This is a genomic window from Hyphomonas oceanitis (assembly GCF_036964545.1).
GTDB lineage: Bacteria > Pseudomonadota > Alphaproteobacteria > Caulobacterales > Hyphomonadaceae > Hyphomonas > Hyphomonas oceanitis.
This window is the reverse complement of record NZ_JBALTL010000002.1, coordinates 815688-830121: the sequence shown is the minus strand read 5'-3', so window position 1 is coordinate 830121 and position 14434 is coordinate 815688. Positions and strand designations below refer to the sequence as shown.

The following is a 14434-nucleotide window of genomic DNA, read 5'->3' as shown; positions in this document are numbered from 1 at the left end:
ATGAACGACAGACTAATCAAAGCCCTGAGCCTGACGGCTTTTGCCGTTGCGCTCACCTTCCCGGCCCATGCGGCAGGCTCCGGCATGCCCTGGGAAGCGCCGCTGCAATCGATCCTCGACTCCATCGAGGGCCCGGTCGCGAAGATCCTTGCGACGATCGTCATCATCCTGACCGGCCTTGGTCTTGCTTTCGGCGAAAGTGGCGGCGGCATGCGCAAGCTCTTGCAGATCGTGTTCGGTCTCTCGATCGCCTTTGCCGCCACCTCGTTCTTCCTGTCCTTCTTCTCCTTCGGCGGCGGGGCAACGCTCTGATGGCTGACACCCGCCCCCTGCCCCCTGGCTATAGCGTGCCGGTCCATCGCTCGCTGACGGCGCCGATCCTGCTCGCGGGCGCGCCAAGGCTTGCGACCATCGTCAACGGCACGCTGGCGACCGCGCTCGGTATCGGCCTGCAGCTCTGGGGCGTGGGTCTCGTCTTCTGGATCGTGGCGCAGGGCATCTGCGTGTTCGCCGCCCGGCGCGATCCGCAATTTGCCGACGTGCTGATCCGGCACATAAGGACAAGGGGCTATTACGCATGCTGAACCTTCGTGAATATCGCCAACGTCCAGATTGCCTTGCAGATCATCTTAAATGGGCCTGCCTGATCGCGCCCGGCATCATCCTCAACAAGGATGGCAGCCTGCAGCGGAGCTGTTTCTATCGCGGACCCGATCTTGAAAGCTCGACGCCGGAAGAACTGGTCGCTGTCACCGCCCGCATGAACAATCTCCTCAGCCGGTTCGGGTCAGGTTGGGCGCTGCATATAGAAGCGGACCGGCGACCATCCGTCACCTATCCCGAAAGCACCTGGCGCGACCCGGCCGCCTGGCTGGTGGACCAGGAACGCCGCGCAGCGTTCGAGGAAGCAGACCGTCATTTCGAGACAGATTGCTACCTGACCCTCACCTGGATGCCGCCGGCCGACCGGACGGCCCGGATCGAACAGCTCTTCATCGAGGATCCAGCAGACGCCCCGGCGGCATTCTGGTCCGAACATATAGCGCATTTCGAAACCGAAACCTCCCGGGCACGGGACATGATGGCGGATTTGATGCCGGAAGCGCGGTTCCTGGATGATGACGAGACGCTGACTTACCTTCACGCCTGCATTTCAGTCACGCGGCAGATGGTACGGGCACCTGCGCTACCGATGTGCCTCGACGCCCTCCTGGTCGACACCCCGCTGACGGGTGGCCTCTCGCCCCGTCTTGGCGAGGAGACGCTGAAAGTTCTCACCGTGAACGGGTTCCCGGCGTCCGGCGAACCGGGACTGCTCTCAGACCTCGACCAGCTCGGCTTTGCCTATCGCTGGGTGACGCGGTTCCTGCCGCTGGACAAGCCGGATGCCGAGAAGACGCTCAATGCCTATGTTCGCAACTGGTTTGCCAAGCGCCGGTCGCTGACTTCCTACCTCCGCGAAATCCTCACCAACGAACCCGCCACGCTCTTCAACTCAGACGCCGACAACCAGGCCGCCGATGCAGATGAAGCTTTGCAGGCGCTAGGGGCTGGCCATGTCGCGTTCGGATACTCCACGACCTCCATTGCTGTCCGGCATGCGGATGCCGCGATCGCGGAAGACCAGATCCGCGCCGTCGAGCGCGTGATCCGGGGGCGCGGGTTCACATGTGTCTCCGAAAGCGTCAATGCCGTCGAAGCCTGGCTCGGCACGCTTCCGGGTGAAGCCTATGCCAATGTCCGCCAGCCGCTACTGAACACGATCAACCTTGCGCATATGGCCCCCTTGTCGGCACTCTGGGCAGGGCCGGAGCGTAACACACATTTGGACGGCCCGCCGCTCCTGATGGCTCGCTCGGCAAGTTCGACCCCGTTCCGGCTGGTGACCCATCAGGGCGATGTCGGGCACATGATGGTGGTCGGACCGACTGGGGCCGGCAAGTCGGTGTTGCTATCGCTCCTCGCCTTGCAGTTCCGCCGCTACGAGCGGGCGCAGGTCTTCATCTTCGACAAGGGTGGCTCGGCGCGCTGCGCGACGCTTGCCCTTGGCGGTACCTGGTACGACCTCGGCCTCGACGGCGACCTTGCGTTCCAGCCCTTGCGGGACATTGATAGCGAAGCCGGGATCGCCGAAGCGCAGGCTTGGGTGCTGGGGCTGATCGCTCAGGAGAATGTTGCCGTCACGCCTGAGGTGAAACAGGCCGTCTGGACGGCGCTGCAGAGCCTCGGCGCGGCACCTGTTGTCCAGCGTACACTGACGGGTCTTGCGGCGCTGGTACAATCTCCGGAACTCCGGCAGGCGTTGGAACCCTATACGCTGACCGGCCCGTATGGCGCTCTGCTCGACGCCGAAGAAGACAGTCTGGATTGTCGAGACATCCTCTGTTTCGAAATGGACGCATTGATGCAGAACAAGCGGCTCGCCGCGCCGGTGCTCGCGCACCTGTTTGCGAAACTGGAAGCCCGGTTCGACGGGAAGCCAACCCTGCTCATTCTCGATGAGGCCTGGCTGTTCCTTGATCATCCGATGTTTGCGGGGCGCTTGCGCGACTGGCTGAAGACGCTGCGCAAGAAGAATGTCTCGGTCGTGTTCGCGACGCAGAGCCTGTCGGACATTGCGGCAAGCGCGATTGCGCCAAGCCTGATCGAAAGCGCGCCGACCCGCATCTTCCTTGCCAATGCGCGTGCCGAGGAGCCGTCGCAACAGGCGACGTATGAAGGGTTCGGGCTGAACGCCCGTCAGGTCGAACTCATCGCACGAGCCACGCCGAAGCGGGATTATTACGTCCAGTGTCCGGATGGTAACCGCCTGTTCGATCTCGATCTCGGGCCGGTGGCGCTCGCCTTCTGCGCCGCCGGTTCCAAAGCCGACCAGAAGCGGATCTCCGAGATTGTTGCCGCAGTCGGTCCGGACGGTTTCGCGCCAGCCTGGCTGGAAGCGCGCGGACTTCACTGGGCCGCGGACCTGATCGGAACAGAAGGAGATGTGCCATGCGCCGCCGAATGATCGCCCTTCTGCTCGGATCGGTCTCTACGTTTGTGATGGCCGTGCCACCTGCAAACGCCTTACTCGGGGTTGGCGATGTCGTGATCGATCCGACGAACCTCGTTCAGAACATCCTAACTGCCACCAATACGCTCGATCAGATCAATAACCAGATCGAGCAACTCCAGCACGAAGCGCAGATGCTGGTGAACCAGGCCGAGAATTTGAAACGCCTCGACTATGCCTCGATCGAGCATCTGAAACGCCTGCTTGAGCGCATCGACACGCTGATGCGTGAAGCTGGCGAAGTGACCTACGAAGTCGAAAAATCCGAGCGCCAGTATGAGGAGGCGTTCCCGGACTCCTATGAGAACCTCTCCAATGAGGAGATCGTGGTCGAAGCCGCCGACCAGTGGCGGATCAGCCGGGAGGCGTTCCGGGCCTCGATCCAGGTCCAGTCGGGGATCGTGACCTCGATTGCGGAGTCGCGCGAGACGCTGAGCGACCTAGCCCGCGAGAGCCAGACGGCCACAGGCAACCTGTCGGTCCTCCAGGCCGGCAACCAGCTTGTCGCGCTTTCCGTCGAGCAACAGATGCAGATGCAGCAATTGATGGCGGCGCAGTACCGGATGGTCGCGCTCGAAGAATCCCGCCGGGCTGCCATCGAGGAACAGGCCCGTATCCGTCACAAACGCTTCCGCGGCGACGGCGTCGCCTATTCGAGGGATTAGGCCGATGGAAGACCTTGGCGTCATCGACCAGTTCGTTGCGACCTTCTCGGCCTATATCGATAGCGGGTTCGGGCTGTTGCAGCCGGATGTCGCGTTCCTGACCTCCGCGCTCATCGCGATCGATATCACGCTGGCAGGCCTCTTCTGGGCGATGGGGCCGGATACCGACATTGTCGGGCGCTTCCTGAAGAAGGTCCTCTATGTCGGGGCCTTCGCGCTCATCCTCGGTAATTTTGCCCTTCTCTCGGATGTGGTGTTCACGAGCTTTGCGCAACTGGGCCTGAACGCCACCGGCGGTACGATCACGGCCGATGACATCATGAAACCCGGCTTCGTCGCGGCGACGGGGTTCGATGCGGCGCTGCCCTTGCTCGACGAGATCGAGAAGCTCACCGGCCCGATCGCCTTCTTCCAGAACATTGTCATCATCGCTGTCCTGTTCCTTGCCTGGATCATTACCCTGCTCGCCTTCTTCTTCCTTGCGATCCAGCTCTTCGTCACGATCATCGAGTTCAAGCTGACGACCCTGGCCGGGTTCGTGCTGATCCCGTTCGCCCTCTGGAACAAGACGTCATTCCTTGCCGAAAAAGTGCTCGGCAATGTCATCGCTTCCGGCATCAAGCTCATGGTGCTCGCCATCATCGTCGGCATCGGCTCAACCATCTTCTCCTCCATCACATCGACCTTCCAGCCAGACGAGGTGACCCTTGAACAGGCTGCCTCCGTCATCCTCGGATCCCTCTCGCTTCTCGCCCTCGGCCTGTTCGGACCCGGCATCGCAACAGGCCTTGTCTCCGGCGCGCCGCAGCTTGGTGCCGGCGCGGCCATCGGTACGGCAGCTGGCGTCGCGGCCGGGACCGTCGCAGGCGGCAGCCTTGCCAAGGCGAGCATTGGAGCGGCCGCAGGTGGCGCGCGTAGCGCGGTCGGCGCAGCGGCGTCCATGGCAGGCGGCGCTCGCACGGCCTACCAGATGAATGCCGCCGCTTCCGGCAAGACCGGTGCAGGGGCCACGATCGCGGGCATGAGCGGTGTCGCAGGCGCAGGTATTCGCGCGGCAGCGTCTGGCGCGAAAGGTTTTGCCCGGCGCGCCTTTGGAACCCCTAGTGAGCGTCATCAAGCGGGTGCCCGCGCCGCCTTTGCGGCAACGGGCGGAACGGGTGCGCCCAATGCCAGTCCAGCCAATGGGAACAATTCTTCCCCGGACTGGGCCAGGCGCATAAGGCGCGACCAGTCGACCCGGGACGCCGGCATGATGGCAGCTTCCGCCGTGCGCGACGGCGACCGTCCCGGCGGCGGGACATCGATACAACTCAGACATGACGAGGACTGACATGAAGCTCTGGAAGCGAAATTCCACCCGCTATGGCGAGACACCGGAACCGGTCACGCCCTACCAGCGCGCGGCGCAGGCCTGGGACGACCGGATCGGTTCAGCCCGGATCCAGGCGGCGAACTGGCGGCTGGCCGCACTCGGCAGCCTTGGCCTCTCGTTCGTGCTGGCGGGCGGCCTTGTCTGGCGCTCAACCCAGTCCTTCGTCACGCCTTACGTGGTCGAGCTGACCGGCGAAGGCGCCGTGCGCGCCGTCGGCCCGGCTGACGGGCGCTATGAGCCGACCGATGCGCAGATCGCGTTCCACCTTGCAGAATTTGTGAAGAACACGCGGTCCATCTCCATCGATCCGGTCGTGGTCCGGCAGAACTGGCTGAAAGCCTATGCCTACGCGACCGACAGGGCGGCAGCCACGCTCAACGACTATGCCCGCGACAATGATCCGTTTGCCGATCTCGGGCGGCGCTCTGTGTCTGTCGACGTGACGAGCGTGGTGCGCGCCTCCGATGACAGTTTCACAGTCCGCTGGCGCGAAACCGCCTACCGGAACGGCACCGAGACCGGCCAGTCGAACCATACCGGCGTGCTCTCGATCGTCATCGATCCGCCCCGCACCGAAGAGGCCCTCCGGGCCAATCCCCTCGGCCTCTACGTTCACGGCCTCAACTGGTCGAAAGACCATCAATAGGAGCATATCCAATGAAACGCCTTGCCCTGATCCTCCTTGCCTCGACCGCCCTTGCGGCCTGCGAGAGCTTTCCGGCTGCTGTCGGCCCCGACATCACGCTCGATGAACCGGACTATGTCGAAGACCTCTATCTCGCCCCCGACGTGGAAGAGGCCGATATCGCAGACGTGGGCCTTTCTTCGACGCCGGTCGTTTACCGCACCTATACGCCGACAAGCGTCACAGGCGCGATGCCCGGCCAGTTGAAACCCATGCCGACGGAGACAGATGCGCCATCCCTGAAACCCTACCAGGCCATAGAAACAGCAAACGGCAAGGCGGCGGTCGAACCCTCGCTCGACAATTACATGAACGCGATCCAAGTCTATCCTTATACTGTGGGCGCGCTCTACCAGGTCTATTGCGCGCCGGAGCAGGTCACCGACATCGTCCTCCAGCCCGGCGAAGAACTTGTTTCTGTCTCTGCCGGCGATACGGTCCGCTGGGTGCTCGGGGACACAGTTTCGGGCACAGGCACAGAGTCGCAGGCCCATATCCTGATCAAGCCGACCCAGGCTGGCCTCAAGACAAACCTCATCATCACGACGAGTTTGAGAGCCTACCATTTGGAGCTCCGCGCGTTCGAAGAGACCTATATGGCAGCCGTGTCCTGGCGCTATGCCGACCAGGAATTGGTGACGCGGGTGGCGAGGTCCGGCGCGGCGCGTGGCACAACATCGTCTTCGCCCGCGGGGCTGCAGCTCGACCGGCTCAAGTTCCGCTACGATATCGACGGAGATGCGCCGCACTGGCGTCCGGATCGCGTCTTCGATGACGGACGCAAGGTCTATATCCAGTTCCCGGCCAGGCTCGACCAGGGCGAGGCGCCAGCGCTCTTCGTGATTGGGAGGGACGGTAAGTCCCAGCTCGTCAACTACCGCATGTCCGGCAACTATTATGTCGTCGACCGCCTGTTCGCCCGCGCCGAGCTGCGTCTTGGGGAAAAGCGCCAGGATGTCGTGAAGATCGCCCGCAATGATCTTGGCAGCGCGAAGCCATGACAGAGACTGCGTCCCCTTCAACCCCGCCACTCGAAATCCGCGGCGCACCTAGGCCTGTCAAACGGTTTTCCAAACGCGCGCTCATGGTCCTGCTTGGAACAGGTAGTGCGATTGTTCTCGGTTCGCTCGCCTTTGCGCTGCAAAGCCCGAAGGACGGCGCTAACGGTCCGGCCCGGGAGCTTTACAATACCGAGCATAATCCGACAGCGGATGGGCTCGCTGCGCTTCCGAAATCTTATGGCGAGATTGCGCCGGAAGACGACATCCTCGGGCCACCACTTCCAGGCGACCTCGGAACGCCGATCCTGAAGGCGCAGCGTGAAGGACGGATGGGACTGCCGACGGAAGATGCGCCCGAGGTGGATCCAATGCGTGAGCATCTGGCGGCGGTCGAGGCAGAGCTGCGAGCACGTGAAGTAGCTCTCTCTGATGCGGCACGTGGGAGCGGTGTGTTTTTCCAGGTTGGATCGAGTTCCGGGTCGCAAAGCGTGGGAGGAAGCGTTGCGAGTCCATCAGCGGCTTCGATCAGTTTTCCGGACCTATCGGCATTTGCGCCTTCTAATGGTAGCGCGTTTGGGTCATCCTTAAGTGAAGACCCAAACCGACAAGTTCGCAAGCTCGACTTTCTCGGTGCCGATCCTGATCCCTCGATCTACAATCCTCACCGATTGGAGACGCCGGTCTCTCCGTACCAGCTGATGGCGGGGACGATCATCCCGGCAACGCTGCTGACGGGGGTAAACTCGGATCTCCCGGGGCAAGTCATCGCGCAGGTGACAAGCCCGGTTTATGACACCGTCACGGGAGAGATCGTGCTCGTGCCGCAAGGGGCGCGGCTAATCGGTCGCTATGACAGTGTCATCGCGTTCGGTCAGTCACGGGCGCTCCTTGTCTGGAGCCGGATCGTCATGCCGGACGGCACTTCGATCCGGATCGATAACCTCGCCGGCGTCGATGCCCGCGGATATGCCGGTCTTGAAGACAAGGTCGACTATCATTCCTGGAAACTGCTGCAGGGCGTTGCGCTGTCGACACTGCTCGGTGTCGGGTCTGAACTTGCCAGCGATGATGAGGGCGATATTGCGCGCGCTCTCCGTCGCTCGGCGCAGATTGGCGCCAACGAGGCCGGCCAGGAAATCGTGCGACGTAACCTCGACGTCCAGCCCTCGATCACGATCCGGCCGGGCTGGAGCCTTGGCGTACTCGTCAACAAGGACATCGTTCTGAAGCCCTATGAAGGAGAAGACTGACCATGAGTGACATCAGTTTGAAGATCGGGGCGTTGCCCGACCGGACACCGCAGAAACTGACCGCGCTCATCGATCCGCCGCTGGCGGCGGATCTTGAGGATTATGCGCGGATCCATGCTGCAACCTACGGGGCAGAGGCATCGGTCGCCGTGCTGGTTCCTCTGATGCTTGAAGCTTTCCTTTTGAGCGATCCGGGCTTTCGTAAGGCCGTGAAAACTCAAGTCCGCCGGTGATGTCGAGCAATGGCCCGAACGCAAATACCTCCGCATCTAAAAACCTGTGAAATCAAGCGCCGCCTCAAAACGCTGATCGCTGCAGCGAAAGATACAGGATTTGACGTATGCGGCGTCCGGCTCATGCCTGACGGCGAAATTACACTTCTGGACAAGGCCTCTCTCAGGCTCGAAACTGATTCGGAGGCGAAATGGCTAGGGAGCTGACCATGTCCATCAAGGGACTGCATGTAATTGCGAAGAAGCTCGCGACGGGTCAGATCCGCTACTATTATTACGCGTTTCGCGGTGGCCCAAAGTTCTGGACGAGTGAAGGAGCGAGGCTGGACGGCCGTGGCAAGCGACTACCTCCGGAATTCATTCAAGCCTATTCAGAGGTAATGGAAGATGAGAGAGCGCCCGTCGCAGATTCTGTCGCCATGGGAGTCATGCTCTATCGGAAGAAATCTCCCGCATTCAGAAAGATGAAGCCGAAGGGGCAAACGGCAAGGATCAAATATCTCGACAAGTGGCTGGAAATGCCCCTGAAGGCGGGCCAGCCAGCTGCGAACGCACCGCTTTCGGTTTTCGATAGCAGACGCATTATCAAGTTTATCACGTCCCACCGCGATCGTGTTTGGGGTCACTCTCCGAGCGCTGCTGATGAGGCTGTCCTTGCTCTGTCGGCCTTCCTGACCTGGTGCAAAAAGGATGGGCGGCTCGATTGGAACCGAGCGCATGGAATCGAGCCGCTTTATGAACGGCCAACAGAAGCCCGTATTTGGTCTCCAGAGGAGCAAGCCAAATTTCTCAAAACCGCGTCGGTGCATTTGGCATGGGCCTTCAAACTGGCCCTTCACACTGGACTTCGCCGTGAAGACCTTACCCGCTTGCCCCTTTCGGCGATCACGAAACAGCATCTGATCATTCCCACGGGCAAGAGCCGTGGCCGCAACACTGCACTTATCCCCATCACGCCTCCGCTCCGGTCGCTGCTTGATGAAATCGATGCGGCGCGCGCCAAACTCGCGACGGCACCCCTCACGATTCTTTTCTCCAGTAAGGGCAAGCCTTGGACGGCAGAAGGGTTCGGCACGAGCTTTGATCGCCATCGCAGCCGTATGGGACTTGGCCCTGAAAACCACGGTCCAACCATCCACGACATGCGCAAGACATGCGCGACGAATATGATTATCCTTCAGCACCTTTACCCGACTCTGATATCAGATCAGGTTCTGACCGATTTGTTCGGCTGGACGCCCGGCACACTTGCGAAAATGAAGCGGATTTACGTGTCAGATGCAGCTGTCATTGAAGCGATGACGACTTCGATCTAGTAGCCAAGTCTCGTAGAGAATTCCGCCTGCATAGGTAAGAGATCGCTTGGTGTTGATTTGCACCAATTTGGTGATTTTCTTTACACGTTAGCTGGACATGTAAAGAAAATTGCGTTTCTTTGACACATCATGTCGAAGTTACCAGATTCCTCGTACAAATTGCCAGACCTTCCGCCACCGGTCGAGATAGAGACGGTACCGGTGCTGAAGGCACTTGCACGCGCCAACAGGGCACTGGCGGAATTGAAGGGCGCAGCCAAAGCCATCCCCAACCAGGGTATCTTGATCGACACGCTGGCCTTGCAGGAGGCCAAGGCAAGTTCTGAAATTGAAAACATCGTCACCACTCAAGACGAACTGTTCCAGGCAGACTTGTTTCCGGAAGGACCTGGCTCAGCAGCAGCAAAAGAGGTCGCGCTCTATCGTGATGCCCTGAGACTTGGATTTGACCAGCTACGCAAGACACAGGGATTGATCACCAACCGCATCATCATCGACATGTTTCGTTTGTTGAAGGGGCGAGACGATGGCTTCAGAACGCAGGCCGGAACAGAGCTGAAGAACGATCGCACGGGCGAAACCGTCTATGTGCCGCCTCAGGGCCCGCGTGAGATTGAAGCCCTTATGGCTGGGCTCGAAGTCTTCATCAATGATGATGACGCCTGCGATCTGGACCCGCTCATCAAAATGGCGATCATTCACCATCAATTTGAGAGCATCCACCCGTTTCCGGATGGCAATGGCCGCATTGGGCGTATCCTCAATGTACTTTATCTGACGCGCACGGACCTGCTCGACATTCCCATTCTCTATCTCAGCCGTCACATCACAGGTACGAAAAACGACTATTATCGATTGCTGCAGGCCGTGCGAGATGACGGCGCCTGGGAAGACTGGGTACTCTACATTCTGGAAGCGGTGGCAGAGACATCCCAGACGACCCTACAGCTGATCGAAGGTCTGCACGCCCAGATGGCGGACTACAAGAAGCGGATGCGAGCGGAGCTCGGCAAGATCTACAGTCAGGACCTGTTGAACAACCTCTTCCGCCACCCTTACACGCGCATCGATTATGTGATGCACGATCTGCATGTCAGCCGACCGACCGCCACCAAGTATCTCGACCAGCTTGCCGAAGCGGGTTTCGTGACCAAGCATCAGGCCGGCCGGAACAATTACTATATCAACGAACCGCTTCTCGCACTGTTCATGCGTGTGTCCGACGGTGGTGGACGGCAAGAAGCGAAGCAATCCAGCAACTGATAAGCCGGGAACGCCTCACCGAAAAAGTCTTCACCGATCTGTTCGGCTGGACACCCAAGACATGCACAAAAAATCTAGCGCGCACACACGTTTGACGCGACCGTTCTGGGCGGATGAGCGCCGCATTTTTAGGACGGAACAAGAACAGAACCTGTAAACTGCACTGTAAACTGTTCTCGGATGTTCTTTTTTCCACAGGCTAGTGCCTTGTTTTTATGGTGGGCGGTAACGGGCTCGAACCGCTGACCCTCTCGGTGTAAACGAGATGCTCTACCAACTGAGCTAACCGCCCTATTCCATCGCGGGCTTTTGCGGATTTCTGAGAGAAAAAGCAAGAGAGCGCGTGTGAAAAACACGCGCTCTCTTCATTTGGGAGACTAGGCGGCCAGCTCGGCAATGGCCTCGACAACGGACGTGTCGCCTTCCTTCATCTCGAATACTTTGCCTTCAATGCCGGCCTGCCAGACTGAGGCTGACAGCACGGCGGCTACATCATCGCGCGTTACCTGACCATCGCGGTCGACGTGGTCGGCGAGCGTGACAAAGCCTTTGCCGTCCTCATTGCTGAGGCTGATCGGGCGGACGATGACATAGGGCAGATCGGATTTTTGCAAATGCGCGTCTGCCGCGTGCTTGGCCTCCAGATAATGACGAATGCCGTCCGAGCCTTGCGAGGGGTCGTCTGCGCCGACCGAGCTGAGCATGACGAAGCGGCCAATTTTGGCCTTGGCTGCCGCGTCGATCAGCGCAATCGCCCCATCGCGGTCCACCTTGTCTGTCATGTCCTTGCCGGTATCGCCGCCCGAGCCGGCCGCGAAGACCACCGCATCCACATCGCGCACGACGTCCTCCTTCAGGTCGGTCAGGTCGGCCATGCGAAGTTCACAGCCCGCTGGCAGTACGCTCGTATCGGAACTCTCCCGCGCCATGGCGACGGGCACGTGGCCTGCGTCGGTCAGTTTTTGCACAAGGCGTGCGCCTGTATTGCCTGTCGCGCCAGCTACAAGAATTCTCATATCCATATCTCCTGTCAGTTTCATGTTCTGACAGACCAATGGGTGCAGGCAGCCAACGTTCCGCTTCGCACGCAGGCACAAAAAAAGCGGCCGCATCAGAAACGCGGCCGCTTTATCTTTATGTGTCAGTCCTTAGTGGGGACGAACCGTATCCGAACTCGAGGCCGGTTGGCCGGAGAGGCTTGCCTGCAAGGCAGCCTCGTCCGCTTCCGACCAGACAATCGGGCTCAGGGGCTCGCTCAGCGCGAGTTCCAGAACTTCGTTGATGTCCGACACCGGAATGATCCGAAGGCCGGTCTTCACATTGTCCGGGATCTCCTCGAGATCCTTCTCGTTCTCTTCCGGGATCAGCACCGTCTTGATGCCGCCGCGCAGCGCCGCCAGGAGTTTCTCCTTCAGGCCGCCAATCGGCAACACGCGGCCACGCAGCGAAATCTCGCCCGTCATCGCGACCTCACGGTTCACCGGAATGCCGGTGAGCAGCGAGACGATGGCCGTTGTCATGGCCGCGCCGGCACTTGGACCATCCTTCGGTGTCGCGCCATCGGGCACGTGCACGTGGATGTCGTTCGTGCTGAACACGGTCGGCTTGATACCAAGGACAACCGAGCGGGACCGGACCAGCGAGCTGGCCGCCTGGATCGATTCCTTCATGACGTCGCGCAGGTTACCCGTGACCTTCATGTTGCCACGACCCGGCATCTTGACCGCCTCGATGGTGAGAAGGTCACCGCCGGATTCCGTCCAGGCAAGGCCGGTAACGGCACCGATCTGATCGGTCTCATCGGCAAGGCCATAACGGAATTTCTTCACGCCGGCATATTCGGCCAGGTTCTGGGCATTGATCGTCAACGAAGTGAGCGACTCATCCGTTGCCAGCTTGCGCACGACCTTGCGGGCAAGCCGCGCGATCTCACGCTTGAGCGACCGCACACCGGCCTCACGGGTATAGTACCGCGCAAGGTCGCGAACGGCTTCGTCCGTGACAATCCATTCGTCGGCTTTCAGGCCATGGTCTTCACGCACCTGAGGGATCAGGTGGCGCTTGGTGATCTCGACCTTTTCGTCCTCGGTATAACCGGCGATCCGGATGATCTCCATGCGGTCCAGCAGGGGCTGGGGCATGTTGAGCGAGTTCGCCGTGGTGACGAACATCACGTCCGACAGGTCATAGTCGACTTCAAGATAGTGGTCGTTGAACGTGGCGTTCTGTTCCGGATCGAGCACTTCGAGCAGGGCCGAGGCAGGATCGCCGCGATGGTCCATGCCCATCTTGTCGATCTCATCCAGCAGGAAGAGCGGGTTGCCCGTCTTCGCCTTTTTCAGCGACTGCACGATCCGGCCCGGCATGGAGCCGATATACGTGCGGCGGTGACCGCGGATCTCGGACTCGTCACGTACGCCGCCCAGCGACACGCGTACAAAGTCGCGGCCCGTGGCTTCGGCGATGGACTTGCCAAGCGAGGTCTTGCCGACGCCGGGAGGGCCGACGAGGCAGAGGATCGGGCCTTTCAGCTTGCCGGTGCGCTTCTGCACGGCAAGGTATTCGAGGATCCGCTCCTTGACCTTCTCGAGACCGTAATGGTCGTCATCGAGCTGCTTCTCGGCCTTCGCAAGGTCCGTCTGGATATCCTTGCGCTTGCCCCATGGCAGCGACAGCAGCCAGTCGAGATAATTGCGCACGACGGTGGATTCCGCAGACATCGGAGACATCTGGCGCAGTTTCTTGACTTCGGCTTCGGCCTTGGCGCGGGCCTCCTCGGTGAACGGCGTGTCGGCGATTTTCTGCTCGAGTTCGGCCACTTCGTCGCGTTCGCCGCCGTCGCCGCCCTGTTCGCCCAGCTCGCGCTGGATCGCCTTCATCTGTTCATTGAGATAATACTCGCGCTGGGTCTTCTCCATCTGCCGCTTGACGCGGTTTTTGATCTTCCGCTCCATTTGCAGCATGCCCATTTCGCCTTCCATCAGGGCGAACACCTTCTCGAGGCGGTCCTTGATGTCTGACAGTTCGAGCAGTTCCTGCTTGTCGGAAATCTTCACCGACAGTTGCGAGGCAACGGCGTCAGCGAGTTTGCCCGGCTCGGTAAGCTGGCTGATCGTGGTGACGGATTCCGGCGGGATCTTGCGGTTCAGTTTGACGTAATTCTCGAACTGCTCCTGCACGGCGCGCATCAGCGCCTGCACATCGCCGCCGTCTGTCTCGGCTTCAGGAATGGTTTCAACTTCAGCTTCGAAATAGTCGCCCCGATCATGCAGCGCATTGAGGCGCGCACGTGTCTGGCCCTCGACGAGCACCTTAACGGTGCCATCAGGCAATTTCAGAAGCTGGAGGATGGTGGCAATCGTGCCGATCGGATGCACGTCATCAGCGCCAGGATCGTCGACCGAGGCGTCGCGCTGGGCCACCAGCATGATTTCATTATCACCCTCATCGATCATTTCGAGGGCACGAACGGACTTGTCACGGCCCACGAAAAGCGGTGCGACCATGTCCGGAAACACAACGATGTCCCGAAGCGGCAACACCGGAAGGTTCTTTTGTCTTGGCATGTGAATGCCTCCTTGGAATATGGGCCCCGCT

General features: G+C 60.4%; 13 protein-coding genes and 1 tRNA gene. 11 read left to right on the top strand and 3 right to left on the bottom strand.

The window, feature by feature from the left end:
- From V7651_RS09015 to V7651_RS08965, 11 genes are all read left to right on the top strand, one after another.
- Positions 1–312 (top strand): TrbC/VirB2 family type IV secretion system protein, encoded by a 312-nt coding sequence (locus tag V7651_RS09015; protein WP_290494561.1) that lies wholly within the window; start codon positions 1–3, stop codon positions 310–312.
- A complete protein-coding gene (locus V7651_RS09010; protein WP_335612977.1) occupies positions 312–584 on the top strand; it encodes a VirB3 family type IV secretion system protein in 273 nt (90 codons plus the stop codon). The genes V7651_RS09015 and V7651_RS09010 overlap by 1 nt, the downstream gene beginning before the upstream one ends.
- Positions 578–3007: a conjugal transfer protein TrbE gene (gene trbE / locus V7651_RS09005; protein WP_335612976.1), complete on the top strand. Its 2430-nt coding sequence runs from the start codon at positions 578–580 to the stop codon at positions 3005–3007. The genes V7651_RS09010 and trbE overlap by 7 nt, the downstream gene beginning before the upstream one ends.
- Positions 2992–3717, top strand: coding sequence for a P-type conjugative transfer protein TrbJ (gene trbJ / locus V7651_RS09000; protein WP_335612975.1), 726 nt, complete (start codon positions 2992–2994; stop codon positions 3715–3717). The genes trbE and trbJ overlap by 16 nt, the downstream gene beginning before the upstream one ends.
- A gap of 4 nt (positions 3718–3721) precedes the next feature.
- Entirely contained in the window at positions 3722–5047 is a 1326-nt protein-coding gene (trbL, locus tag V7651_RS08995; protein ID WP_335612974.1) for a P-type conjugative transfer protein TrbL, read from the top strand.
- 1 nt (position 5048) lies between these two features.
- Positions 5049–5735, top strand: coding sequence for a conjugal transfer protein TrbF (trbF, locus tag V7651_RS08990; protein WP_335612973.1), 687 nt, complete (start codon positions 5049–5051; stop codon positions 5733–5735).
- Positions 5736–5746: 11 nt separating this feature from the next.
- Positions 5747–6775 (top strand): P-type conjugative transfer protein TrbG, encoded by a 1029-nt coding sequence (gene trbG, locus V7651_RS08985; RefSeq protein WP_335612972.1) that lies wholly within the window; start codon positions 5747–5749, stop codon positions 6773–6775.
- Positions 6772–8025 (top strand): TraB/TrbI/VirB10 family type IV secretion system protein, encoded by a 1254-nt coding sequence (locus V7651_RS08980; RefSeq protein ID WP_335612971.1) that lies wholly within the window; start codon positions 6772–6774, stop codon positions 8023–8025. The genes trbG and V7651_RS08980 overlap by 4 nt, the downstream gene beginning before the upstream one ends.
- A gap of 2 nt (positions 8026–8027) precedes the next feature.
- A complete protein-coding gene (locus V7651_RS08975; RefSeq protein WP_335612970.1) occupies positions 8028–8258 on the top strand; it encodes a DUF2274 domain-containing protein in 231 nt (76 codons plus the stop codon).
- 209 nt (positions 8259–8467) lie between these two features.
- Positions 8468–9574, top strand: coding sequence for a tyrosine-type recombinase/integrase (locus V7651_RS08970; protein ID WP_335612969.1), 1107 nt, complete (start codon positions 8468–8470; stop codon positions 9572–9574).
- 129 nt (positions 9575–9703) lie between these two features.
- Entirely contained in the window at positions 9704–10837 is a 1134-nt protein-coding gene (locus V7651_RS08965; RefSeq protein WP_335612968.1) for a Fic family protein, read from the top strand.
- A 216-nt stretch (positions 10838–11053) separates the two neighbouring features.
- Here V7651_RS08965 and V7651_RS08960 read toward each other — a convergent pair.
- The 3 genes from V7651_RS08960 to lon form a co-directional block, all read right to left on the bottom strand.
- Positions 11054–11129, bottom strand: a tRNA-Val gene (locus V7651_RS08960).
- An 85-nt stretch (positions 11130–11214) separates the two neighbouring features.
- A complete protein-coding gene (locus V7651_RS08955) occupies positions 11215–11853 on the bottom strand; it encodes an SDR family oxidoreductase (RefSeq protein ID WP_335612967.1) in 639 nt (212 codons plus the stop codon).
- A 132-nt stretch (positions 11854–11985) separates the two neighbouring features.
- Positions 11986–14403, bottom strand: coding sequence for an endopeptidase La (gene lon, locus V7651_RS08950; RefSeq protein ID WP_035534559.1), 2418 nt, complete (start codon positions 14401–14403; stop codon positions 11986–11988).
- Positions 14404–14434 lie beyond the last annotated feature (31 nt).